At 60.5% G+C, this 22,726-nt stretch carries 19 protein-coding genes; 4 read left to right on the top strand and 15 right to left on the bottom strand.

The annotated features are described in order from the left end of the window. Window positions 1-51: 51 nt before the first annotated feature. From AACY19_RS03630 to AACY19_RS03685, 12 genes are all read right to left on the bottom strand, one after another. Window positions 52-681 (bottom strand): class I SAM-dependent methyltransferase, encoded by a 630-nt coding sequence (locus tag AACY19_RS03630; RefSeq protein WP_339448027.1) that lies wholly within the window; start codon window positions 679-681, stop codon window positions 52-54. A 138-nt stretch (window positions 682-819) separates the two neighbouring features. Further along, complete coding sequence (locus AACY19_RS03635) at window positions 820-1,464, bottom strand: methionine ABC transporter permease (RefSeq protein ID WP_339448028.1); 645 nt, start codon at window positions 1,462-1,464, stop codon at window positions 820-822. After that, window positions 1,454-2,575 carry a methionine ABC transporter ATP-binding protein gene (locus AACY19_RS03640; protein ID WP_339448030.1) on the bottom strand — a complete coding sequence of 374 codons (1,122 nt, stop codon included), beginning with the start codon at window positions 2,573-2,575 and terminating at the stop codon, window positions 1,454-1,456. Before AACY19_RS03640 ends, AACY19_RS03635 begins: the two co-directional genes overlap by 11 nt. A 2-nt stretch (window positions 2,576-2,577) precedes the next feature. Next, the gene (locus AACY19_RS03645; RefSeq protein ID WP_339448032.1) at window positions 2,578-3,387 is read right to left on the bottom strand and encodes a MetQ/NlpA family ABC transporter substrate-binding protein; all 810 of its coding nucleotides are present in this window, start codon (window positions 3,385-3,387) and stop codon (window positions 2,578-2,580) included. 118 nt (window positions 3,388-3,505) lie between these two features. Beyond that, a complete protein-coding gene (locus AACY19_RS03650; RefSeq protein WP_339448034.1) occupies window positions 3,506-4,864 on the bottom strand; it encodes an LLM class flavin-dependent oxidoreductase in 1,359 nt (452 codons plus the stop codon). Further along, complete coding sequence (locus AACY19_RS03655) at window positions 4,864-6,057, bottom strand: SfnB family sulfur acquisition oxidoreductase (RefSeq protein ID WP_339448036.1); 1,194 nt, start codon at window positions 6,055-6,057, stop codon at window positions 4,864-4,866. Before AACY19_RS03655 ends, AACY19_RS03650 begins: the two co-directional genes overlap by 1 nt. A 38-nt stretch (window positions 6,058-6,095) precedes the next feature. Continuing rightward, window positions 6,096-7,337 (bottom strand): SfnB family sulfur acquisition oxidoreductase, encoded by a 1,242-nt coding sequence (locus AACY19_RS03660; RefSeq protein ID WP_339448038.1) that lies wholly within the window; start codon window positions 7,335-7,337, stop codon window positions 6,096-6,098. Window positions 7,338-7,681: 344 nt separating this feature from the next. Next, window positions 7,682-8,446: a hypothetical protein gene (locus AACY19_RS03665; RefSeq protein WP_339448040.1), complete on the bottom strand. Its 765-nt coding sequence runs from the start codon at window positions 8,444-8,446 to the stop codon at window positions 7,682-7,684. Between the two features lie 463 nt (window positions 8,447-8,909). Next, complete coding sequence (gene tcyN, locus AACY19_RS03670; RefSeq protein WP_339448042.1) at window positions 8,910-9,659, bottom strand: L-cystine ABC transporter ATP-binding protein TcyN; 750 nt, start codon at window positions 9,657-9,659, stop codon at window positions 8,910-8,912. A 4-nt stretch (window positions 9,660-9,663) separates the two neighbouring features. Next, the gene (gene tcyL, locus AACY19_RS03675; RefSeq protein ID WP_093106265.1) at window positions 9,664-10,329 is read right to left on the bottom strand and encodes a cystine ABC transporter permease; all 666 of its coding nucleotides are present in this window, start codon (window positions 10,327-10,329) and stop codon (window positions 9,664-9,666) included. Next, on the bottom strand, window positions 10,329-11,129 hold the full coding sequence (gene tcyJ / locus AACY19_RS03680; protein ID WP_339448046.1) for a cystine ABC transporter substrate-binding protein: 801 nt from the start codon (window positions 11,127-11,129) through the stop codon (window positions 10,329-10,331). The genes tcyL and tcyJ overlap by 1 nt, the downstream gene beginning before the upstream one ends. A 203-nt stretch (window positions 11,130-11,332) precedes the next feature. Beyond that, window positions 11,333-12,325, bottom strand: a complete 993-nt coding sequence (locus AACY19_RS03685) for a D-cysteine desulfhydrase (protein WP_339448048.1) — start codon at window positions 12,323-12,325, stop codon at window positions 11,333-11,335. 190 nt (window positions 12,326-12,515) lie between these two features. On the opposite strand from AACY19_RS03685, the gene epsC reads away from it, so the two are divergent. The 3 genes from epsC to mgrA all read left to right on the top strand — a co-directional run bounded on the left by epsC (window position 12,516) and on the right by mgrA (window position 17,063). After that, the gene (epsC, locus tag AACY19_RS03690; protein WP_339448050.1) at window positions 12,516-13,442 is read left to right on the top strand and encodes a serine O-acetyltransferase EpsC; all 927 of its coding nucleotides are present in this window, start codon (window positions 12,516-12,518) and stop codon (window positions 13,440-13,442) included. Window positions 13,443-13,820: 378 nt separating this feature from the next. Then, entirely contained in the window at window positions 13,821-15,782 is a 1,962-nt protein-coding gene (gene betT, locus AACY19_RS03695) for a choline transporter BetT (protein ID WP_339448884.1), read from the top strand. Window positions 15,783-16,025: 243 nt separating this feature from the next. Further along, window positions 16,026-17,063, top strand: coding sequence for an L-glyceraldehyde 3-phosphate reductase (gene mgrA, locus AACY19_RS03700; RefSeq protein ID WP_007917913.1), 1,038 nt, complete (start codon window positions 16,026-16,028; stop codon window positions 17,061-17,063). Window positions 17,064-17,108: 45 nt separating this feature from the next. On the opposite strand, the gene gshA is transcribed toward mgrA, so the two are convergent. The 3 genes from gshA to AACY19_RS03715 all read right to left on the bottom strand — a co-directional run bounded on the left by gshA (window position 17,109) and on the right by AACY19_RS03715 (window position 21,613). Next, window positions 17,109-18,692 carry a glutamate--cysteine ligase gene (gene gshA, locus AACY19_RS03705; RefSeq protein ID WP_339448053.1) on the bottom strand — a complete coding sequence of 528 codons (1,584 nt, stop codon included), beginning with the start codon at window positions 18,690-18,692 and terminating at the stop codon, window positions 17,109-17,111. Between the two features lie 213 nt (window positions 18,693-18,905). Then, window positions 18,906-19,289, bottom strand: a complete 384-nt coding sequence (locus AACY19_RS03710; protein WP_187679402.1) for a PaaI family thioesterase — start codon at window positions 19,287-19,289, stop codon at window positions 18,906-18,908. Next, the gene (locus AACY19_RS03715) at window positions 19,289-21,613 is read right to left on the bottom strand and encodes a Tex family protein (protein WP_339448059.1); all 2,325 of its coding nucleotides are present in this window, start codon (window positions 21,611-21,613) and stop codon (window positions 19,289-19,291) included. The genes AACY19_RS03710 and AACY19_RS03715 overlap by 1 nt, the downstream gene beginning before the upstream one ends. Window positions 21,614-21,971: 358 nt before the next feature. Between AACY19_RS03715 and ompR the strand changes: the two genes are divergently transcribed. Beyond that, complete coding sequence (ompR, locus tag AACY19_RS03720; protein ID WP_339448061.1) at window positions 21,972-22,712, top strand: osmolarity response regulator transcription factor OmpR; 741 nt, start codon at window positions 21,972-21,974, stop codon at window positions 22,710-22,712. The last annotated feature ends 14 nt before the right edge of the window (window positions 22,713-22,726 follow it).

The following is a 22,726-nucleotide window of genomic DNA, read 5'->3' on the forward strand; positions in this document are numbered from 1 at the left end:
GACGCGGTCAACATGTGGGAGCGGGCTTGCTCGCGAAGGCGTCAGAACCGGCTACGCAGATTTACGCCAGACACTCGCCAGCCAGGGCTGCTGCTCTCGCGGCAGCCCTGCCGGCCGGTAGTAGTGCTCCAGCTCGACAAAACCCGCCGCCGTCAACAGCCCTTGCCAGGCCGCCAGATCGTGATACGAGCCATAACGCGGCCCGTTCCAGCCTTCACGGTTATCCCCACGCGGATTGGAGCTGAACAACACCCCACCCGGTTTCAACGCACCCTGCAATTGCTTGAGCACTCTCGGCAATTCCTGCAACGGCACATGAAACAGCACCGCATTGGCAAAAATTCCGTCGAAGCGTTCGGCTGGCAGATCCAGCTTCAGAAAGTCCTGCTGCAACACTTCGCAGCCACTGTCCTCACGGGCCATCCGCGCGAATTCCTGCGAACCATCCAGCCCGACCGCAACATGACCCATGCGCGTAAACGTCTGCAAATCCCGGCCCGGACCACAACCGAAATCCAGAATGGTAAACGGTGCTGAGCCCTGAATATGCCGCAGCAGCGCGTCTATGTTCTGGCTGACATCGTGGTCGCGGGTGCCTTCACGGAAGTCCTCGGCCACCGAGTTGTAGTGGCCGAGGGTGGTGGCAGTGATCTGGTCGAGATCGGCGGGAGTCTGTTTCATGGTCGAGGGCTGCACGGGCAAAGGAGATTTGCCGAATATACGCCATCGGGGCCATTCGCGAGCAGGCTCGCTCCCACAGGGGAACACCATTCCAAATGCGGGAGCGGTTTTAGCGGTGTGACATGATTGCGGATGAGTTCAGCGCTTGTTCAACCCCCGCGCCAAGCGATCCCCACACAACTGAATCACCGCCACCAACGCCACCAGCAACACAATGACCGTCAGCATGATCTGGCTGTCAAAGCGCTGATAGCCGTAGCGATAAGCGATGTCGCCCAATCCGCCAGCACCAATCGCCCCGGCCATCGCCGACGAGTTGATCATGGTCACCAGGGTAATGGTGAACCCACCGACGATGCCCGGCAGCGCCTCCGGCAAAAGTACATGCCAGACGATGTGCCAGCGCCGGCAACCCATCGCTTGCGCGGCTTCGATCAAGCCATGATCGACCTCACGCAAACTCACTTCGGCAATTCGCGCAAAGAACGGCGTCGCCGCAATCGTCAGTGGCACCACCGCAGCCCACACGCCGTAGGTCGTCCCGACAATCAGGCGGGTAAACGGAATCAGCGCAACCATCAGAATCAGAAACGGGATCGAGCGAAACAGGTTCACGAACGCGCCCAAGGCACGGTTCAACACCGGCGCTTCATAGATCCCGCCCTTGTCGCTGGTGACCAGGATCACCGCCATGGGAATCCCCACCAGCAACGCGATCAGCGACGACACGCCAACCATCAGGAACGTGTCGATAAAGCCCTGCAACAAGCGATCAAACCACATAGCCCACCACCTCCACCCGTTGCGCCCATGGCGTGGCGCGCTCGCGCAGTTGCACGGCGCTGAGCGAGGAGCCGTTCACCGCCAACAACAGTTGCCCCAACGCATGCCCCTGAATCCGTTCGACGCCGCCCTGAAGCAATTTCACTCGTCCACCGAGCGCAGCAAACAGTGCCGCCAGATCCGGCTCATCACTGGCACTGCCGGTGAACTGCAAGCGCAGCACCACAGCAGCAGCGCAAGAGGGCACTTGCGCGTGCAGGCGGCTGCGCAATTCTTCCGGCAGCGCGTGTTGCAACGGCGCCAGCAAAGTCCGGCTGACTTCGTGCTGCGGGTTGCCGAGCACTTCCCACACCGGGCCCTGCTCGACGACGCGGCCGTGTTCCAGCACCACAACGCGGTCGCAGACTTCGCGAATCACTGCCATTTCATGGGTGATCAACACAATGGTCAGACCCAGGCGCTGGTTGATCTCGCGCAGCAGGCCGAGGATCGACTGGGTGGTTTGCGGATCGAGTGCCGAAGTCGCTTCGTCGCAGAGCAAAATATCCGGGTCATGCACCAGCGCGCGGGCGATGCCGACGCGCTGTTTCTGGCCGCCGGAAAGCTGCGCCGGATAGGCCTGGTGCTTGGCTTGCAGGCCAACCAGTTCGAGCAGTTCGCGAACCTTTTTCTCGCGTTGTTCCTTCGCCACTCCAGCCACTTTCAGCGGCAGTTCAACGTTCTGCCAAACGGTCTTGGCCGACATCAGATTGAAGTGCTGGAAGATCATGCCGATCCGTCGGCGCAGTGCTACGAGGCGATCTTCATCGAACTCGCCGATGTCGACCTGATCAATCAGCACCCGCCCCGAAGTCGGTTGTTCCAGGCGATTGATCATGCGAATCAGCGACGATTTGCCAGCGCCGCTGCGGCCGATGATGCCGAACACCTCGCCGTGCTGGATTGCCAGGTCGATGCCTTGCAACGCCGCCACCGGACCTTGCCGACCGTTATAGGTTTTGCCCAGACCGATGAAGCGCACATGGGCGCGATTCAATTCAGGGTGAAGTTCGGTTTTTTCCGCATTGTGTGGCTCTGGAGTTTCCAGTCGCCGCTGGATCGCCGCCGTCATGCTCAGCTCTCCCAACCGGCTTGATACAGCTTGCCGTGGGCCTTATCCAGCGCCGCGCGAACGGCCGGCGAATGCTGGTAAATGTCGACGAATTTGATCAGGCGCGGGTCGGTTTTGCTCTTCGGCTGAATGACGAACTGGATCACGTATTCCTTGTGGTCGAGACCGTCGAACAGCAATGCCGAGCCAGCATCGAAGGTCTTCGCCAGCCGAATGTACGCCGGGTAACCCTGCACCAGGTCGGCGTCGTCGTAGGCGCGCACCAGCTGCACCGCTTCCACCTGAAGAATTTTGATTTTCTTCGGGTTGGCGACGATGTCGTCTTCGGTGGCCTTGTAGCCGACGCCGGGTTTCAGCGTGATCAGACCGGCCTTTGCCAGCAGCTGCAAACCGCGACCGCTGTTGATCGGGTCGTTGGCGATGGCGACGCTGGCGCCTTCTGGCAATTCGTCGAAGCTTTTGTATTTCTTCGAATACAGGCCGACGTTGTTGATGATCCCCGGCGCGAACGGCACCAGATCAAAACCCGAGGCGGCCTTGGCGTTTTCGAGGAACGGGATGTGCTGGAAGTAGTTCACGTCGATGTCGCCGGCGGCGAGGCTGACGTTCGGTGCGATCCAGTCGGTGAACTCCACCAGCTCGACGTTCAGGCCTTGTTTGGAGGCCTCTTCGACGGCGGCTTCCAGCGGAATGGCGAAGGCAGCGGTGGTGCCGATTTTCAACGGAGCGTCGGCGGCGAACACGGCCGAGCTGAACAGGCCGAGGGCCAGGGCCAGTGCTTTGACTGGGTGGGACAGGCGTTTCTGGGTCATGATGAGTTTTCCAGTCAGTGCAATAATTTGTGGTGTCTGGTCGGACTTCTTCGCGAGCAGGCTCGCTCCCACAGGGAAATGCATTGCAAATGTGGGAGCGAGCTTGCTCGCGAAGCTTTTAGCGGCGGTACGAAGATCCAGTGTGTTGCTCCGGCAACTGCGCCGCGCCGTGAAACAGCTTTTGGCGCAAGCTGCCGTTGTCGTATGCAGTCTTGTACGACCCACGCCGCTGCAGCTCGGGAATCACCAGCTCGATGAAATCGACGTAGCTTTCCGGCGTAACGATCCGGGTCAGGTTGAAGCCATCGAGGCCGGTTTCGGCGATCCACGCTTCCAGCTCATCCGCCACTTGCTCAGGAGAACCGACGACGGTGATGTAGCGCCCACCGAGGGCGTGCTGGTCGAGCAACTTGCGCCGGGTCCAGTCGTTGTTCTGCAGGTTTTTGGTGGCGGACTGGATGGCGTTGCTTTTCACGTACTGGATCGGTTCGTCGATCTCGTATTGGGAAAAGTCGATACCCGTCGATGCGGAAAAATGCGCGACGCCGGCCTCGGCACTGGCGTAGCTGAGGTATTCGGCATGCTTGGCCCACGCGGCTTCTTCGGTCGCGCCAACAATCACGTTGAGGCCCATGAACACCTTGATGTCTTCGCGATTACGTCCGGCTTCGACGGCGCTGGCGCGGACCTTGTCGACCTGAACCCTGGTCGACGGCTTGTTCTGGCCGCTGATGAACACGCACTCGGCGTGACGCCCGGCAAACAGCAGACCGCGATCCGAACTGCCGGCCTGAAACAGCACTGGCGTGCGTTGCGGCGACGGCTCGCAGAGGTGATAACCCTCGACCTGATAGAACTCGCCCTTGTGCTCGACCTTGTGCACTTTTTCCGGATCAGCGTAGACCCGCTGCTGGCGATCATTGCGCATCGCGCCGTTTTCCCAACTGCCTTCCCAGAGTTTGTAGAGCACTTCGAGGTATTCGTCGGCCTGATCGTAGCGACGATCATGCTCGACCTGTTCGCTCAGCCCCATGGCTTTGGCGGCGCTGTCGAGGTATCCGGTGACGATGTTCCAGCCGACGCGGCCACGGCTCAAATGATCGAGCGTGGACATGCGTCGGGCGAACAGGTACGGCGGCTCGTAGGTGAGATTGGCGGTGAGACCGAAACCGAGGTTTCTGGTCACCGCAGCCATGGCCGACACCAGCAACAGCGGGTCATTGACCGGTAACTGGATCGACTCTTTCAGCGTGACGTCGACCGAGTTCTGATAGACGTCGTACACGCCGACGATGTCGGCGATGAACAGCCCGTCGAACAGCCCGCGCTCGAGCAGTTGTGCCAGTTCGGTCCAGTATTCAATGGTGTTGTAGCGGGTTGAGGTGTCGCGCGGATGCGCCCACAAGCCGTGGTTGATGTGGCCGATGCAGTTCATGTTGAAGGCGTTGAGCAGCATCTTCTTTTTCGCAGCACTCATCAGATCGTCCCTCGCAGCGGAGGGTTTTCGTCGTTGAGGTAGTAGTTGCCCACCGCGTGATACTTCCAGCGCACCGGGTCGTGCAGGGTATGCACGCGGGCGTTGCGCCAGTGGCGGTCGAGGCCGTGTTCGATCAGGGTGGCCTGGCTGCCGGCCAGTTCGAACAGCGTGCTGCCGGCGGCGAGGGAAATTTCAGTGCTGATCGCGCGGGTTTCGGCCACGGCAATCGACGCGGCGGCGACGGTATCAGCGCTGGTTTCGGCCTGCGCGGCGTCGAGGAACTCCCCGGCACGCTCCAGCAATGCTTCAGTGGCGTGCAGGCGAATGCCCAAGTGGCCGAAGCTTTTCAGCGTCAGCGGATCTTCGCTGGCTTTGTCGTTACCGGAATCGATCCATGGCCGGGTTTTGCTGCGCACAAAGTGCAGCGCATCTTCAAAAGCGGCACGGGCAATGCCGGTGTCGATGGCGGCGTGAAGGATTTGCGCCAACGGGCCGACCGTGGTCGGGCGTTCAAAAGCACTCTGGAACGGGATCACGTCTTCGGCGGCGACATACACGTCTTCAAACACCACCGAACCGCTGCCGGTGGTGCGCTGGCCGAAGCCGCTCCAGTCGTCGATTACGGTCAGGCCCCGGCTGTCGCGCGGCACAAAGGCCAGTTGCTGCACGCTGTTTTCATCGACCACGGACGTCGGAATGCGCTGGGCGTAAATGGCGCCGGTCGCATAGAACTTGCGGCCATTGATGCGATAGCCATCACCGTCGCGCTTGAGGCGGGTGACGCGGTCGTGAGCGGTTTTGGTACCCAGTTCCGCGAGTGCATTGCCGAAGCGTTGGCCGGCGAGCACTTCGGCGTACAGCCGTTGTTTCTGCGCGTGACTGCCGTTCACACGGAGCACTTCGAGGGCGTAGAAATGGTTCTGCGGAATCTGCCCGAGCGAGCCGTCAGCCTGAGCGATCAGGGCGATGACTTTGGCCAGTGTCACGTTGGACACCCCAGCGCCGCCGTATGCCTTCGGCACGCTGATGCCCCACAGGCCCGAGCGGGAAAACACGTCGAGTTCCGGTAAGGGCAGGCGGCGTTCGCGGTCGCGCACGGCGCTGTCGCGTTTGAAGTCTTCGGCAAGGTCGCTGGCGACGATCAGGGCTTGCTCATCGCTGGTGATGACCGCGACGTGATGGGAAAAAGTCATGGGTTTCTCCATTGCACTTGAGAAAGTGTGCGGTCGTCTCAGATCCAGGAATGGCGGGCAGGCAGCGTGCCGTTGAGGCGATAGGCGCCGACCGCGTGATATTTCCAGCGCACCGGGTCGTGCAGGGTGTGCACGCGGGCGTTGCGCCAGTGGCGGTCGAGGTTGAATTCGGCGAGGGTCGCGCGGCTGCCGGCCAGTTCGAACAGCTTTTCGCTGGCGAGCAAGGAGATTTCGGTGGTCAACACTTTCGCCTCGGCCACGGCAATCGAGGCGCGGGCGGCGGATTCGGCAGTGAGCGGCGCGGCGTGCACCTGATCGAGCACTTTGCCGGCCTTGCGTAGCAGCGCCTCGGCGGCATGCAATTCGATTTTCAGTTTGCCGATGTCGGCGATGACGTAGAGGTCATCGCTGGCGCGATCAACCCTGGCGTCGATCCATGGCCGCGCACGGGTTTTGACGAATTCGATGGCGTCTTCGATGGCGCCACGGGCGATACCGGCGTCGATGGCGGCTTGGATCAGCTGCGACACTGCGCCTTGGGTGTTCGGGGTTTCGTTGATCTTCCAGTTGTCGACCACCAGACTCGACTCTACGCGGACGTTGTTCAGCAGAATCGTGCCGCTGGCGGTGGTGCGCTGACCGAAGCCCGACCAGTCGTCGACGATGCGCAACCCCGGCGTGCCACGACGAACAAAGGCCAGCACTTGCTTGCCGTCGTCGTTGAGCGCTTTCACCGCAACCCAATGCGCAAACAGTGCGCCGGTGGAGTAGAACTTCTGGCCGTTGATCACGTAATCATCGCCGTCGGCGGTGATCCGTGCTTTCAGCTCCAACGTGTTTTTAGTGCCGCGCTCCGGGCCGGCATTGCCGATGCGCCAGCCTTCGAGGACGCTCTGGAACAGCTGCTTTTTCTGCTCATCGCTGGCACTGCCGAGCACCAGATTGATGATGCCGAACTGGTTCTGCGGGATCTGTCCCAACGCCGGATCGGCGGCGGAAATGATCGCGAACACCTCGGCCAGAGTGACGAACGAAACTTGCGGGCCACCGTATTCGCGCGGGATGGCGATGCTGCCCAGACCGCTGCGCGTGAACTGTTCGATTTCCGACCACGGCAATTTGCGCTGACGGTCGCGGGTGGCGGCCTGTACGCGGGCAACCTGCGCCAGCTCATGGGCAGCCTTGATGGCTTGGGCGTCGTTGCGCAAGACCTGTGCGGGCAACAACAACGGGGCGATGTCCAGATCAGACTGGACGTTTGCATCGGCCAGACTGGACATCAGTGCCGCTCCTTGGCTGCACGCAATGCCCTGGCGATCTGCACTGGGGTGATTGTGTTCCGGACCATACTACCTACCTCACATCTCATGAAAAACGCCGCTAGAGTGCGGCGAACGAAAGAATGTCCGGTGGTCCGGTTCATATACCCTAAGCTTGTATAAATATTAAATATACTAACTTTTAGGAATATGCATAGAAGGGGTGATGGTCAGGTTGGTTAAAAGTTTTCAGTGGACGAGCAGATCTCGATGGACTGCGCAGCAGGCCTTTTGTCGGGGCCCCCTGCGCGCGACTTCGAGGATGAATTCCTTCGCCACGGAGGCCCCCTCGCCGTGAGCCTGGTTTATTGCCTGGGGGATTCGGCAGCTTTGAGTTCAGGCCGCAGCGGCACTTTCAGATAAGGGTTGGCACAACCGATTTTCAGCGTTCTCGGCGGTGCCCAGCGCGAGTTGTTGCCGACCCGGTCGAGGATGCAATACGTCACGTCCAGGCGCAGATCCTCGCCGCCTTCCATGATCACGGCCGGAGGCACCCAGACCTGTATCGGCAGCCCGACATCGGCTGCCGTCACCTGGGCCAGATCCATGCGCACGTCGCCCCAGCGCAGGGTGATGGCATCGCCCTCGGCCATGTTCACGTAGGGCTCGATGGTCAGCGGTACGCCGCGTTTGATCTGGTTCGGGTTCACGCCCTGGCGCCGAATGCTTTCCGGGATCGTCACGGCGGCCAGTTGCTGGTTTTCATCGCCAGAAAGTGCCGGCGGTTGCCCTCCCGGACAGTCGAGCTTCACCTCCACCCGCGTCGCCGCCGACAGGGCCGGGCCCTGACCGACCTGCATCAACCGGTAGTGGATGCGCGCAGTGCCGTTGGCAACGAAACTTTCCGGCACCCGCAGGCTGACGGTCGTTCCCAGATCCTCGGCTGTCAGCACCCGGGAGGCGACGTAGCATTTGTTCCAGAACAACTCGATCAGGTCACCGCAATCCATGCCGGGCCAAGGCGCAATGTCGACCAGCAAATGAGCGGCGGCGGCGAGGTTGATACCGTTTTTTTGCGTGGGCGCCAGGGTTGGCGCGGTGAGTTCGGGGGTGTGCAAAGTGCGGGTCATCGATTTCTCTCCTTGAAGCCTTGCAACGAATTCCGTTTCTGGAAAAACAAAAGGCGTGAATCAACTGGCAATAAAGCTGTGGGCTTTTATTGATGTAGGGTGCAAGTTGATCGAACTAAGTCGCGCCGGTTGGGGACTAGATAAGAACGTGACGGGTGGGGTGTCAATAGAGCGAGTTAGTTAATCCGTGAATTACGCTTCAATCAGAATGTTCCTACAGCACAGAGGCCATATGCCTAGGCGATGAGGCGAATAAGGCTACGTATCTTCGCTGTTTTTGCAGGTTTTTACACAGACGTGTTGAAACCCTTTTATGAAATATCTAGCGCATTCAGAGTGAATCAACTCTGTTGCAGAACATATATGTGCAGCGCGGGAAGGGAGGTTTTTTATATGTGATTATCAGTGAGGGTTAACGTAACTTCCATCCGTGGAAGTTGACGGTCAACTGCAACTAGCGTTTTCAAGCGTGGTTAAGAAACTTGCTGAGGAATTGTTGAGTGCGCACTTCTTGCGGGTTGGCAAACAATGCCTTGGCTTCACCTTGCTCGACGATCACGCCTTTGTCGAAAAACACCACGCGATTGGCCACGTCGCGGGCGAAGCCCATTTCGTGGGTGACAATCACCATCGTGCGTTTCTCTTCGGCCAGACCGCGAATGGTCGACAGCACTTCACCGACCAGTTCCGGGTCGAGGGCCGAGGTTGGCTCGTCGAACAGGATCACTTCCGGCTCCATCGCCAGCGCGCGGGCAATCGCCACGCGCTGTTGCTGACCACCGGAGAGACGACGCGGGTATGCGTCTTCTTTACCGGCCAGGCCGACCTTGGCCAACAGTTTCTTGCCCAGGGCCGTCGCTTGGTCGCGGGGCATCTTCTTGACCACAATCGGGCCTTCGATGACGTTCTCCAGTGCGGTGCGATGGGGGAACAGGTTGAAGTTCTGGAACACGAAGCCGACGTGTTGGCGCAGGTTGCGTACCAGGCTCTGCTGCTGGTTCAGCGGGCGGCTGGTATCGATCTCGATATCGCCGACCTTGATCCGGCCGCTGGTGGGTTCTTCAAGGAAGTTCAGGCAGCGCAGGAAGGTCGTTTTGCCCGAGCCGCTGGGGCCGATGATCGCGACCACCTCGCCTTCCTTGACCTCCAGGTCGATGCCGTTGAGCACGACTTGACCCTTGAATTGCTTGGTCAGTTTTTCCACGACAATCATCGGGTCAGGACTCCTGGTCGTGCCGATTGACCCGCTCTTCCAACTTGTTCTGCAGGTGCGATAGCACCGTGGCCAGAATCCAGTAGATCAGCGCGGCGGCAAGATACATGGTGAAGACTTCGAAAGTCCGGGCGGTAATCAACTGCGCCTGACGGAACAGCTCCGGCACCTGAATGGTGGCGGCGAGTGCCGTGTCCTTGACCAGTGAAATAAAGCTGTTGCCCAGCGGCGGCAACGCCGTGCGCATCGCTTGCGGCAGGATGGCCCGGCGCAAGGTTTGCGCACGGGTCATGCCGATGCTCGCAGCGGCTTCCCACTGTCCGCGCTCGATGGAGCCGATGGCGGCACGGAGGATTTCACAGGCGTAGGCAGCCATGTTCAGCGAGAAGCCGATGAGCGCCGCCGGCAGCGGATCAAGTTCCAGACCCAATTGCGGCAAGCCGTAATAGATCACGAACAGTTGCACCAGCAACGGCGTGCCGCGAAAGAACGACACGTAGATGCGCGCCAGCCAGCTCACCGACTTGAACCGCGACAGGCGCATCAGCGCCAGGCCAAAGCCCAGCAGCAGACCGAAGAACATGCCGCCGAGGCTGAGGACGACTGTGTAGTACGCGCCCTTGAGCAGGAAGGGCGCGGAATCCAGGGCGAGTTGGAAAGCTTCTTCCATTATTGAGTGACGTCAGCGTTGAAGTACTTCTCCGACAGCTTCTTCAAAGTGCCGTCGGCACGCAGCTCGTCGAGGGCCTTGTTGACCGCGGCCAGCAGTTCCGGCTCGCCTTTGCGCAGGGCAATACCGGATTCCTGACGGGAGAAGGCTTCACCGGCAGCGACGGTTTTCGGGGCTTTCTTGGCGTATTCCAGAGCAGCCAGGCGGTCAATCAGGATCGCATCGGTGCGGCCATTGTTGAGGTCGGCGAACTTGGTCGGATCATCGTCGTAGGTGCGCACGTCAGCACCCGGCACGTTGGCGCGGACCCATTGTTCGTAGTTGGTGCCCAGGCCGACACCGACTTTCTTGCCGGACAGGTCAGCGGCGGTCTTGATGTTCAGCGCGGATTCCTTGCTCTTCAGCACCAGAGCCTGAATCCCGGAAACGGTGTACGGCTCGGAGAAGTCATACTTCTTCTTGCGCTCGTCGGAGATGGTCACCTGATTGACCACGACGTCCAGACGCTTGGATTCCAGTGCCGCGAGGATGCCGTCCCACTTGGTCGGCTGAACCTTGGCTTTTACGCCCAGCTTCTGCGCCAGGGCTTCGGAGAGTTCGACTTCGAAACCGGACAGCTTGCCGTTCTCGTCAACGAAGCTGAACGGTGGGTAAGTGCCTTCCAGGCCGACGTTGATAACGCCTTTGTCCTTGATCTGTTGCAGTTGCTCACCGGCCACGGCCTGGCCAATCAGGCCGGCGCTCAGCGCCAGGCCCAGCGAACCGACCAGCAGATTGCGACGTAGTGCGGAAAAATTCATGACAAGCCCCTGTGTTTTCTTATGGAAGACGCTTAAGGAAAGTTGGCGAATTCGTGATTCGAGTGACGGCGTTATCGTGCCCTAAAGCAGCTTATGCGTCTCGCGCGAAATTCGCCTGCGGCGAGACTATAAGGTGATCAAGTTAGATCCGAAAATAATCAATATCTAATCTGTTAGATCTTACTCGAATATAAGGATCGCTCTCAGAGAAAATCCTTGTAGGCGAACAGCGCCGGCGCGCCACCGGTGTGCAGGAAGATGATCGGGCCCTCAGCAAAACGCTGACGCCCGATGCCATCGAGCAGCCCGGCCATCGCCTTGCCGGTGTACACCGGGTCGAGCAGCACGGCTTCCTGACTCGCCAGCAATTTCACCGCAGCCAGTGTCCCGGCGTTCGGTTCACCATAACGCGGGCCAAAATACTCATCCCACAACTCGACCTTGAAAGCGGCCGGCAGCTCGACACCGAGCAGCTCTGCCGTGCGCTCCGCCAGGCCTTGGACTTTCGGGCGCTGGTCTTCTTCACTGCGCGAAACGGTCACGCCAATGACCGGCAATTGCGGCAACAGTTCAGCCAACGCCAAGGCCAGGCCGCTGTGTGTGCCGGCGCTGCCCGAGGCCAACACCACGGCGGCAAAATCGACGCCGGCGTTCTTGATCTGCTCGGCCAGTTCAAGTCCGGCGCGCACGTAACCCAAGGCACCAAGGGCATTCGAGCCACCGATTGGTACCAGATAGGGCTTCTTGCCGTTGCTGCGCAGACGCACGGCGAGGGCGGCCAGTTGTTCGTCGGCATTGTCGAGGTTATCGACCCGTTCGACCTTGGTGTCGAACAGATCCAGCAACAGGCGGTTGCCGTTGCCGGTGTAATTGCTGTCGTCGGTGCCCAGCGGATTTTCCAGCAACGCCACGCAGCCGAGACCGAGCTTGGCGGCCAGCGCGGCGGTCTGGCGAACGTGGTTCGATTGCAGCGCGCCGGCGGTGATCAGCGTGTCGGCGCCTTGGGCCAGCGCGTCGGCGGCGAGGTATTCGAGTTTGCGCAGCTTGTTGCCGCCCATGGCCAGCGGCGTCAGGTCATCGCGCTTGATGTACACCTCGCGGCCGAGCCAGGTGGACAGGCGTTCGAGTTTTTCCAGCGGGGTGGGGTGGCCGAGCAGGTCGAGACGGTTGAAGCGTTCCAGCTGATTCTTGATCATGGGTCCGTACTGGCGGAGAAAGATGAAGGGACTATAGGCACGCGCTTTTGCAGGGGCAACCGTGAATCGCTTATAGCCAAATCGACTGAGGCCAGCACTATCGGTTCTTAATTCGCCCTTGCGACCTTGCCGTAAAGTAAACGCCGTTGACGCGGCCAGACAGTCCGGCCGCCCGTGAGGAGTCTTTACCGTGAGCGAGCGTTCCAGCCATTGGCAATTGCAGACCATCGTCAGTCAACTGCGCAGCGCGCGGGATCAGTGGCGGGCACAGAACGGCCGGGCGTCCGGCGAGCAGGGTGGTCGCGAGTTGCCGTCGCGGGCGGCGATGGCGGAGATTCTCGAAGCGTTGTGTGGTGCGTTGTTTCCGATGCGACTCGGTCCGGTGGATCTGCGCGAAGAGAGTGAGGACTTTTACGTCGGTCACACCCTTGATGTCGCACTGAATGCCTTGCTGGCGCAGACCCGCCTGGAGCTGCGCTATGCCGCCCGCCACAGCGCGCAGGCCGACACCGAAGTCGAGCCCCGCGCCATTCAGATCGTGCAGGATTTTGCCTTGGCTTTACCGGGCTTGCGCACGTTGCTCGACACCGATGTGCTGGCGGCTTATCACGGTGACCCGGCGGCGCGCAGCGTTGATGAGGTCCTGCTGTGCTATCCGGGGATTCTCGCGGTGATCCACCATCGTCTGGCCCATCACCTGTACCGCGCAGGGTTGCCGTTGCTGGCGCGGATCAGCGCGGAAATCGCCCATTCGGCGACCGGCATCGATATCCATCCGGGCGCGCAGATCGGTCGCAGTTTCTTTATCGATCACGGTACGGGTGTGGTGATTGGCGAGACGGCAATCATCGGCGAGCGGGTGCGGATTTATCAGGCGGTGACGCTGGGGGCGAAGCGGTTCCCGGCGGATGAAGACGGGCAGTTGCAGAAGGGCCATCCGCGTCATCCGATCGTTGAGGATGATGTGGTGATTTACGCCGGTGCGACGATTCTCGGGCGGATCACCATTGGCAAGGGCTCGACCATTGGCGGCAATGTGTGGCTGACCCGCAGTGTGCCGGCGGGGTGCAATTTGACTCAGGCCAATCTGCAGCATGATGACGGGACGCAGAAGTAGGCTCTGAAATTGCGTTGCGGCATCTGGCCTCTTCGCGAGCAGGCTCTCTCCCACACTGGAATGCGTTTCGCGAATGGTTTTAAGGCCAAATCGGGATAATGGCCATCAGCCAATTCTCAAGTGAACGAATCCCCTCAAACCCGCGTCATACCCCTCCTTGGGCTACTGTAGGAAAACTACCGCCCAGCCCTGCGATTAGTCCTTACCACCCGATCCATGTTTAACTTGAACGTTCATTCAAGTTAAACCGGTGGTTCGCTGCCCGCTCACAACAGGAGGCTTGCCTTTGCTGAGTCCGATCATTTCAGCCACGTTTAAACCCCTCGAGGTGCACGTTTCATGAGTGCATCGTCTACCCCCGCCAGCGGTCTGGTGCGCATGAATCCGCCGGTGTTCTATTTCGCCGCGACGGTGATTCTGCTGTTTGGTCTGGTTGTCATTGCCATGCCGGAACAGGCCGGCGCCTGGCTGCTGGAAGCGCAAAACTGGGCGGCCAACACGGTCGGCTGGTACTACATGCTGGCGATGACCCTGTACCTGGTCTTCGTGGTGGTCACCGCCTTATCCGGCTACGGCAAGATAAAACTCGGTGCCGACCACGACGAGCCCGAATTCAGTTACCTGTCCTGGGCCGGCATGCTGTTCGCCGCCGGGATCAGCATCACGCTGTTCTTCTTCTGCGTCTCTGAACCGCTGACCCACATGATCCAGCCGCCGCAAGGCGAGGCCGGCACGGCGGAGGCGGCGCGTCAGGCCATGCAGATTCTGTTTCTGCACTGGGGCCTGCATGGCTGGGGCGTGTTTGCTTTCGTCGGCATGGCGCTGGCGTATTTCGCTTATCGCCACAACCTGCCGCTGGCCCTGCGCTCGGCGCTTTACCCGCTGATCGGCAAACGCATCAACGGCCCGATCGGTTACGCGGTGGATGGCTTCGGCATCATCGCCACAGTGTTCGGTCTGGGTGCCGACATGGGCTTCGGGGTGCTGCACCTCAACTCCGGTCTTGATTACCTGTTCGGCATCGCTCACACCCAGTGGATTCAGGTCGGCCTGATCACGCTGATGATGGGCGCGGCGATCATCGTGGCCGTTTCCGGCGTCGATAAAGGCGTGCGGGTGATGTCCGACATCAACATGCTGCTGGCCTGTGCGCTGCTGCTGTTTGTGTTGTTCGCCGGGCCTACCCAGCACCTGCTCAACACGTTGATCCAGAATATTGGCGACTACCTCGGCGCCTTGCCGATGAAGAGTTTCGACCTCTACGCCTACGACAAACCAAGCGACTGGCTTGGCGGCTGGACAGTGTTCTACTGGGCCTGGTGGATTGCATGGTCGCCGTTCGTGGGTCTGTTCATCGCGCGCATTTCCCGTGGCCGCACCATCCGCGAATTCGTCTTCGGCGTGTTGTTGATTCCGCTCGGCTTCACCCTCGCGTGGATGTCGATCTTCGGCAACAGTGCACTGGATCAAGTGCTCAACCACGGCATGAGCGCGCTGGGCATGTCGGCCATCGACAACCCATCGATGAGCATTTACCTGCTGCTGGAAACCTATCCGTGGAGCAAAACCGTCATCGCCGTGACGGTGTTTATCAGCTTCGTGTTTTTCGTGACGTCTGCCGACTCCGGCACCGTGGTGCTCTCGACACTGTCGGCCAAGGGCGGCAATCCGGACGAAGACGGGCCGAAGTGGCTGCGGGTGTTCTGGGGCGCGATGACGGCGCTGATCACCAGCGCTCTGCTGTTCTCCGGCAGCATCGACGCGCTGAAATCGGCGGTGGTGCTGACCTCGTTGCCGTTCTCGCTGATCCTGCTGCTGATGATGTGGGGCCTGCACAAGGCGTTCTATCTGGAGTCGCAGAAGCAGATCGCACAGTTGCATTCGCTGGCACCGGTCTCCGGTTCACGGCGCGGCACGGGGGGCTGGCGACAGCGCTTGAGCCAGGCGGTGCACTTCCCGTCGCGCGACGAGGTGTACCGCTTCATGGACACCACGGTGCGCCCGGCAATTGAAGAAGTGACGGCGGTGTTCGTCGAGAAAGGCCTGAATGTGGTCACGCAGCCGGACCCGGCGCACGACAACATCAGCCTGGAAATCGGCCACGGCGAGCAGCATCCGTTCATCTATCAAGTGCAGATGCGCGGCTACTTCACGCCATCGTTCGCGCGCGGCGGCATGGGTTCCAAGCAACTCAACAACCGCCGCTACTACCGCGCCGAAGTGCATTTGAGCGAGGGCAGTCAGGATTACGATCTGGTCGGCTACACCAAGGAACAGATCATCAACGACATCCTCGACCAGTACGAACGGCACATGCAGTTCTTGCACCTGGTACGTTGATCGGCGCCTGAGCGCCGGGGCTTTTCAGGACTCGGCGCTCAGCATCATCAATAACATCATCGCCGCCAGCAGCACTGCTCTGTGGGACACCGGTTGCGATGCTCAAAGAGCGTTTGGCCGGCGACTTTTTTTGCTTGCTGGCCTGCGCCTGCCGTTGATCCATCCTTCTGACCGATGAGCTGATATCCACCTTAGGGTGTATCGTGTGCGCTAAAGACGCCCACGGCCCCTGGAGAGGATTCGATGACTTACACCGCTGCCGAAAACCGCTATGACTCTATCCCTTACCGCCGCGTTGGCCGCAGCGGTCTGGTGCTGCCAGCGCTGTCGCTGGGCCTGTGGCACAACTTCGGCGACAGCACGCCGATCGACACCCAGCGCGCCTTGCTGCGCACCGCGTTTGACCTGGGGATCAACCATTTCGACCTGGCCAACAACTACGGCCCACCGTATGGCAGCGCCGAGATCAATTTCGGACGTCTGCTGCGTGAAGACTTCAAGCAGTACCGCGATGAGCTGATCATCTCCAGCAAGGCCGGTTGGGACATGTGGCCAGGCCCTTACGGTCAGGGCGGCGGCTCACGCAAATACGTGCTGGCCAGCCTCGACCAGAGCCTGCAACGCCTGGGTCTGGACTATGTGGATATCTTCTACTCGCACCGCTTCGACCCGGACACTCCACTGGAAGAAACCGCCAGTGCCCTCGCCACCGCCGTTCAACAGGGCAAGGCGTTGTACATCGGCATCTCGTCGTACTCCGGGGTGAAAACCCGTGAGATCGCTGCGCTGCTCAAAGAGTGGAAAGTGCCCCTGTTGATCCATCAACCGGCCTACAACCTGCTCAATCGCTGGGTGGAAAAAGATCTGCTCGATACCACCGATGAACTCGGCACTGGCGTGATCGCTTTCACGCCGCTGGCGCAAGGTCTGCTCACCGACAAATACCTCAACGGCGTGCCGGCGGATGCGCGAGTCAATCGTCCGGGCGGTGGCTCGCTGCAGGCTTCGCACTTGTCCGAGGCCAACATTGCCCACGTGCGCGCCTTGAACGAGATCGCCAAGCGTCGTGGCCAGAGCCTGGCGCAACTGGCGTTGGCGTGGACACTGCGTGATCCGCGAGTGACCTCGGCACTGATCGGCGCGAGCCGGCCGGAGCAGATCATCGAGAACGTCGGCGCGTTGAAGAATTTGAGCTTCAGTGCTGAAGAGCTGGCGGAGATTGACCGGTTTGCCCAAGAGGGCGGGATCAATCTGTGGGAGAAGCCGTCGACGGCGGAGTGAGTCACCCCAGCCCTCTCCCCCCAAGGGGGCGAGGGTGAGGGGCTCTTAGTTGCTGATCGCCAAAATACTCGCCTGATACGAGCCAACGAACACATCAAAATCCCCCACCTCGTTCTGCTCCAGCTCAGCCTGAGCTGCCAGCGACGAACGCGCCAGTTCCTCAAACTTCGCCTGCTCATCCGCCGCCAATGGCTCGCTGCGGAAGAACCCGGCATGGGCCTGGCTCTGACGCAGCGAGAACTGCGCAAAGCTTTCTTTATGCTCAGCCATCGCCGCCAGTACTTGCGCGGAGGGTGTCAGGGACGGGTCGCTGACCTTGGCCAGTTGCGCATCCAGCGCCTTGCTGTGGGCGTCGCCGCCATGGCTCTGATCCAGCAACGCTGCCAGTGGCGCGATTTGCTCCAGCAATTGTGCAGCCCACTCTTTCATCTCGACCGACTCACCGTCACGCTGCAATTGCAGGCCCGGGCGACGACCTTCCTTGACCACGCTGAGGAAGTTCGACGTCGCGTTGCCGCAAGACGTGTTGGTCAGCAGCGGGCTGTCATTGAGCGCGCAGTACAGCAGGAACGCATCGAGGAAACGCGACTCGGTCAGGTCGATACCCATTGGCAGGAACGGGTTGATGTCCAGGCAACGCACTTCAACGTATTGAATGCCACGGGCCACCAATGCCTGAATCGGCCGCTCGCCGGTGTAGGTCACGCGTTTCGGGCGGATGTTGGAGTAGTACTCGTTTTCGATCTGCAGGATATTGGTGTTCAGTTGCACCCACTCGCCATCCTGGTGCGTGCCGACCTCCACGTAGGGTGCATACGGCGTGGCCACGGCTTTGCGCAGGCTGTCGGTGTAGCTCGCCAGATCGTTGTAGCACGGGGTCAGGCCGGCCTGGGCGTTGCTCTGGTAACCGAGGTCGCTCATGCGCAGGCTGGTGGCGTACGGCAGATACAGGGTGTCCGGGTCCAGTTGTTCCAGTTGATGCGAACGACCGCGCAGAAATCCGGCGTCGAGCGCTGGCGAAGCACCGAACAAGTACATCAGCAGCCAGCTGTAACGACGGAAGTTGCGGATCAGCGCGATATAGGACGACGACTGGAAATCACGGTCAGTGCCGACAAAACCTTCGGTTTCGCGCAGCAGCGGCCAGAGTTTTTCCGGCAGCGAGAAGTTGTAGTGAATCCCGGCGATGCACTGCATGGTCTTGCCGTAGCGCAGGGCCAGGCCCTTGCGGTAGACGTACTTGAGCTGACCGATGTTGGACGTGCCGTAATAGGCAATCGGGATGTCTTCCTCGGCCGGCAACGGGCACGGCATCGATGGACTCCACAGGTACTCGTTGCCGAGCTTGCTGTAGGCAAAACGATGAATCTTGTCCAGGCTCGCCAGCGTGTCCGCCGGGTCGGGCAGGGCGGGTGTGATGAATTCCAGCAGCGACTCGGAGTAGTCGGTGGTGATCTGTTCGTTGGTCAGCGCGGAACCCAAGGCTTCTGGATGCGGCGTTTGCGCCAGGCGACCTTCGCTGGTCACGCGCAGGCATTCACGTTCGATACCGTGCAGGCACTGTTCGAGCAGAGAGAGGTTAGCGCGCTCGCCAAGCAGGGCCAGGCGGCGGTTGAGAAGTTCGCTCAATTTGGATTCCTTCACGCGTCAGTCGCCCCAATATGGGGGTGGGCAAGACGGTCTACAAGGGTGAAGTTGAAACTGGCGTTTTCGCCTGGTTTTTGAGCCGTAAAGGCCCGTGCCGATCGCCAACTTCACTCCTTGAATCTGGCTATTGCGCGTGCGGAAAAGTTCGACGCCGCAGACACAGCGCCGAAATTAACTCAAATTGATGACCAGTAGCTACAGGACAGCGAACGTGCCTTGCGCTTTTGCGACCAGTTTGTCGCCCTGCATCACGTCGGCTTCAACCACCAGCGTGCGGCGGCCCGGGTGGATCACCCGCGCCGTGCACAGCACCTCACCGTCGGAAACGGCGCGGATGTAGTTGATCTTGCACTCGATGGTCGCGCTCTGCTGATCGAAACCGTGAGTGCTGGAACAGGCCAGCCCCATCGCGATATCGACCAGACTGAACAGCGCGCCGCCATGCAATTTGCCGCCGCGATTGCGCAGTTCCGGCTCCAGCCCCAGGGCGACTTGCGCCACCCCGGTTTCCAGGCTGTGCAGGCGGCAGCCCAGCAGCTTGAAAAACGCGCTTTCGACGAGCCCGGCCGGAATCTCCATCAGCGTTTCTTCAACTGCTTGGCGTTGGCGAACAGCGAGGCCATCGCATTGTTCACCGGCGCAGCGGTGGCGGTTTCCTTGCGGGGCGCGTTGTTCGAAGGCTGGCGTTGCGCCGAGCCCGGACGTGAGCCACGGGCACCGTCGATCTTCTCGCCAGGCGTGTCGCCCATGCGCATCGACAGGCCAACGCGTTTGCGCGGAATATCGACTTCCATGACCTTCACTTTCACCACGTCACCGGCCTTCACCGCTTCGCGTGGGTCCTTGATGAACTTCTCCGACAGCGCCGAGATGTGCACCAGACCGTCCTGATGCACGCCGATGTCGACGAACGCACCGAACGCAGTCACGTTGGTTACCACGCCTTCGAGAATCATGCCCAGTTGCAGGTCTTTCAGATCTTCGACGCCTTCCTGGAACTCGGCGGTCTTGAACTCCGGACGCGGGTCGCGGCCCGGTTTTTCCAGTTCCTGGAGGATGTCGGTGACGGTTGGCAGACCAAAAGTCTCGTCAGTGAATTTCTTCGGGTCCAGACGCTTGAGGAACCCGGCATCGCCGATCAGCGAGCGAATGTCGCGGTCGGTTTCGGCGGCGATGCGCTGCACCAGCGGATAGGCTTCCGGGTGAACGGCCGACGAATCCAGCGGGTTGTCGCCGTTCATCACGCGCAAGAAGCCGGCCGCCTGTTCGAAGGTCTTTTCGCCCAGACGCGCGACTTTCTTCAGTGCTGCACGGGTTTTGAACGCGCCGTGCTCATCGCGGTGAGCGACGATGTTTTGCGCCAGCGTTGCGTTGAGGCCGGAGATACGGGCCAGCAGCGCCACCGACGCGGTGTTCACATCAACGCCAACGGCGTTCACGCAATCTTCGACCACAGCGTCCAGACCGCGCGCCAGTTTCAGCTGCGAAACGTCGTGCTGGTACTGGCCGACACCAATGGATTTCGGATCGATTTTCACCAGTTCTGCCAGCGGGTCCTGCAGGCGGCGGGCAATCGACACCGCGCCACGGATCGACACGTCCAGATCCGGGAATTCCTTGGCGGCCAGTTCCGACGCCGAGTACACCGAGGCACCGGCTTCAGACACCATGACCTTGGTCATTTTCATGGCTGGATATTTTTTGATCAGTTCGATGGCCAGTTTGTCGGTCTCGCGGCTGGCGGTGCCGTTACCGATGGCGATCAGGTCAACCGAATGCTTGGCGCACAGGGCGGCGAGGATGGCGATGGTCTGATCCCATTTGTTGTGTGGCACATGCGGGTAAACCGTGGCGTGATCGAGCAGCTTGCCGGTCGAGTCGACCACAGCGACCTTGCAACCGGTACGCAGGCCCGGGTCGAGGCCCAGCGTTGCGCGCGGGCCAGCCGGGGCGGCCAGCAGCAGGTCGTGCAGATTGTGGGCGAAGACGTTGATCGCCTCGGTTTCGGCACCGTCACGCAGTTCGCCGAGCAGGTCGGTTTCCAGGTGCGTATAGAGCTTGACCTTCCACGTCCAGCGCACCACTTCGCCGAGCCATTTGTCGGCCGGGCGATTCTGGTTCTGGATATTGAATTGCTGGGCGATCATGCCTTCGCACGGGTGCATGGTGCCCGGCAGTTCGTCGCCGACTTTCAGCGCGGAACTGAGGATGCCTTCGTTGCGGCCACGGAAAATCGCCAGTGCGCGGTGCGACGGCATGCTTTTCAGCGGTTCGTCGTGTTCGAAGTAGTCGCGGAACTTGGCGCCTTCTTCTTCCTTGCCGGCAATCACGCGGGCGCTGAGGGTCGCTTCCTGTTTCAGGTAGCTACGCAGTTTTTCCAGCAGGCTTGCGTCTTCAGCGAAGCGCTCCATCAGGATGTACTTGGCGCCTTCGAGGGCTGCCTTGACATCGGCCACGCCTTTCTCGGCGTCGACGAAGCGTGCGGCTTCGGTTTCCGGGGCGAGACTCGGGTCGTTGAACAGACCGTCGGCCAGGTCGCCGAGGCCGGCTTCCAGGGCGATCTGGCCCTTGGTGCGGCGTTTTTGCTTGTACGGCAGGTACAAGTCTTCGAGGCGCGTCTTGGTGTCGGCGAGTTTGATGTCGCGCTCAAGGGCAGGGGTGAGCTTGCCTTGTTCCTCGATACTGGCGAGGATGCTGATGCGCCGTTCGTCGAGTTCTCGCAGGTAGCGCAGACGCTCTTCCAGATGACGCAACTGGGTGTCATCGAGGCTGCCGGTGACTTCTTTCCGGTAACGGGCGATGAAGGGAACGGTAGAGCCTTCATCGAGTAGCGCGACGGCCGCTTCGACCTGTTGTGGGCGTACACCGAGTTCCTCGGCAATGCGGCTGTTGATGCTGTCCATAAAACCACCTGACATATTGTGAAAGCAGGCTCGCAGGCGCGCAAATAAAGGCCCGGAGTCTGGTTGAGCGGCTAGAGAATTGCCGCTGCCTGGGTCAAAAGGCAGCCCGTTGACCCGTGAAATCGAATAATTACTGCATCGGCCCGGAGAGAATTCCGGCCACCTGCGGTAACGATTCAGACGTTGCCTGGCACAAAACGCCGCGCATTATAACCAGCGTTCTGTCATTCGGGGGCGTTGCAGTCTGTAGGCATAAACCCCGGTTTTCTGGTCGTGAAGGAAAAATCTGCTAACAATGCACTCGGTGCGTATAACGTCAGCTACGCCATAATGCGCGCCGAGCTAAAAGGAGCATCCAATGAGCAGCACTGCACAAACTGCTGAAGGCGAAAAAATTCTTATCGTAGATGACGATCCGGGGCTGAGCAGCCTGCTGGAGCGTTTCTTCACCAGCAAGGGCTACCGCGCCCGTACCGTTTTGAACACCGAGCAGATGGACCGTCTGCTGGCCCGTGAAGTTTTCAACCTGGTCGTCCTCGACCTGATGCTGCCGGGCGAAGATGGCTTGACCGCCTGCCGCCGCCTGCGTGGTGCGAACAACCAGATTCCGATCATCATGCTCACCGCCAAGGGCGACGAGCTGAGCCGTATCAAAGGCCTCGAACTGGGCGCCGACGATTATCTGGCCAAGCCGTTCAACCCGGACGAGTTGATGGCGCGGGTCAAGGCGGTACTGCGTCGTCAGGCCGCGCCGGTGCCGGGTGCGCCGGGCAGCGAAGACGAAAGTGTCACTTTCGGTGATTACGTGTTGTCGCTGGCGACTCGTGAACTGACGCGTGGCAACAAAGTGCACATGCTCACCACCGGTGAGTTTGCGGTACTCAAGGCACTGGTGATGCATGCTCGCGAGCCGTTGACCCGCGACAAACTGATGAGCCTGGCCCGTGGCCGCGAGTGGGATGCGCTGGAGCGTTCCATCGACGTGCAGATTTCCCGTCTGCGCCGGTTGATCGAGCCTGATGCGTCGAAACCACGCTACATCCAGACGGTCTGGGGCGTGGGCTACGTATTCGTACCGGATGGCACCGCCACCAAGTGATCGGTGATTTGTAG

It is taken from the genome of Pseudomonas sp. EA_5y_Pfl2_R50, from assembly GCF_963970475.1.
GTDB lineage: Bacteria > Pseudomonadota > Gammaproteobacteria > Pseudomonadales > Pseudomonadaceae > Aquipseudomonas.

Coding starts and splice junctions, on each gene's coding strand:
- AACY19_RS03630 (WP_339448027.1), bottom strand. CDS start 681: ATGAAACAGACTCCCGCCGATCTCGACCAGATCACTGCCACCACCCTC.
- AACY19_RS03635 (WP_339448028.1), bottom strand. CDS start 1,464: ATGTGGTTTGATCGCTTGTTGCAGGGCTTTATCGACACGTTCCTGATG.
- AACY19_RS03640 (WP_339448030.1), bottom strand. CDS start 2,575: ATGACGGCGGCGATCCAGCGGCGACTGGAAACTCCAGAGCCACACAAT.
- AACY19_RS03645 (WP_339448032.1), bottom strand. CDS start 3,387: ATGACCCAGAAACGCCTGTCCCACCCAGTCAAAGCACTGGCCCTGGCC.
- AACY19_RS03650 (WP_339448034.1), bottom strand. CDS start 4,864: ATGAGTGCTGCGAAAAAGAAGATGCTGCTCAACGCCTTCAACATGAAC.
- AACY19_RS03655 (WP_339448036.1), bottom strand. CDS start 6,057: ATGACTTTTTCCCATCACGTCGCGGTCATCACCAGCGATGAGCAAGCC.
- AACY19_RS03660 (WP_339448038.1), bottom strand. CDS start 7,337: ATGTCCAGTCTGGCCGATGCAAACGTCCAGTCTGATCTGGACATCGCC.
- AACY19_RS03665 (WP_339448040.1), bottom strand. CDS start 8,446: ATGACCCGCACTTTGCACACCCCCGAACTCACCGCGCCAACCCTGGCG.
- tcyN (WP_339448042.1), bottom strand. CDS start 9,659: ATGATTGTCGTGGAAAAACTGACCAAGCAATTCAAGGGTCAAGTCGTG.
- tcyL (WP_093106265.1), bottom strand. CDS start 10,329: ATGGAAGAAGCTTTCCAACTCGCCCTGGATTCCGCGCCCTTCCTGCTC.
- tcyJ (WP_339448046.1), bottom strand. CDS start 11,129: ATGAATTTTTCCGCACTACGTCGCAATCTGCTGGTCGGTTCGCTGGGC.
- AACY19_RS03685 (WP_339448048.1), bottom strand. CDS start 12,325: ATGATCAAGAATCAGCTGGAACGCTTCAACCGTCTCGACCTGCTCGGC.
- betT (WP_339448884.1), top strand. CDS start 13,821: ATGAATCCGCCGGTGTTCTATTTCGCCGCGACGGTGATTCTGCTGTTT.
- mgrA (WP_007917913.1), top strand. CDS start 16,026: ATGACTTACACCGCTGCCGAAAACCGCTATGACTCTATCCCTTACCGC.
- AACY19_RS03710 (WP_187679402.1), bottom strand. CDS start 19,289: ATGGAGATTCCGGCCGGGCTCGTCGAAAGCGCGTTTTTCAAGCTGCTG.
- AACY19_RS03715 (WP_339448059.1), bottom strand. CDS start 21,613: ATGGACAGCATCAACAGCCGCATTGCCGAGGAACTCGGTGTACGCCCA.
- ompR (WP_339448061.1), top strand. CDS start 21,972: ATGAGCAGCACTGCACAAACTGCTGAAGGCGAAAAAATTCTTATCGTA.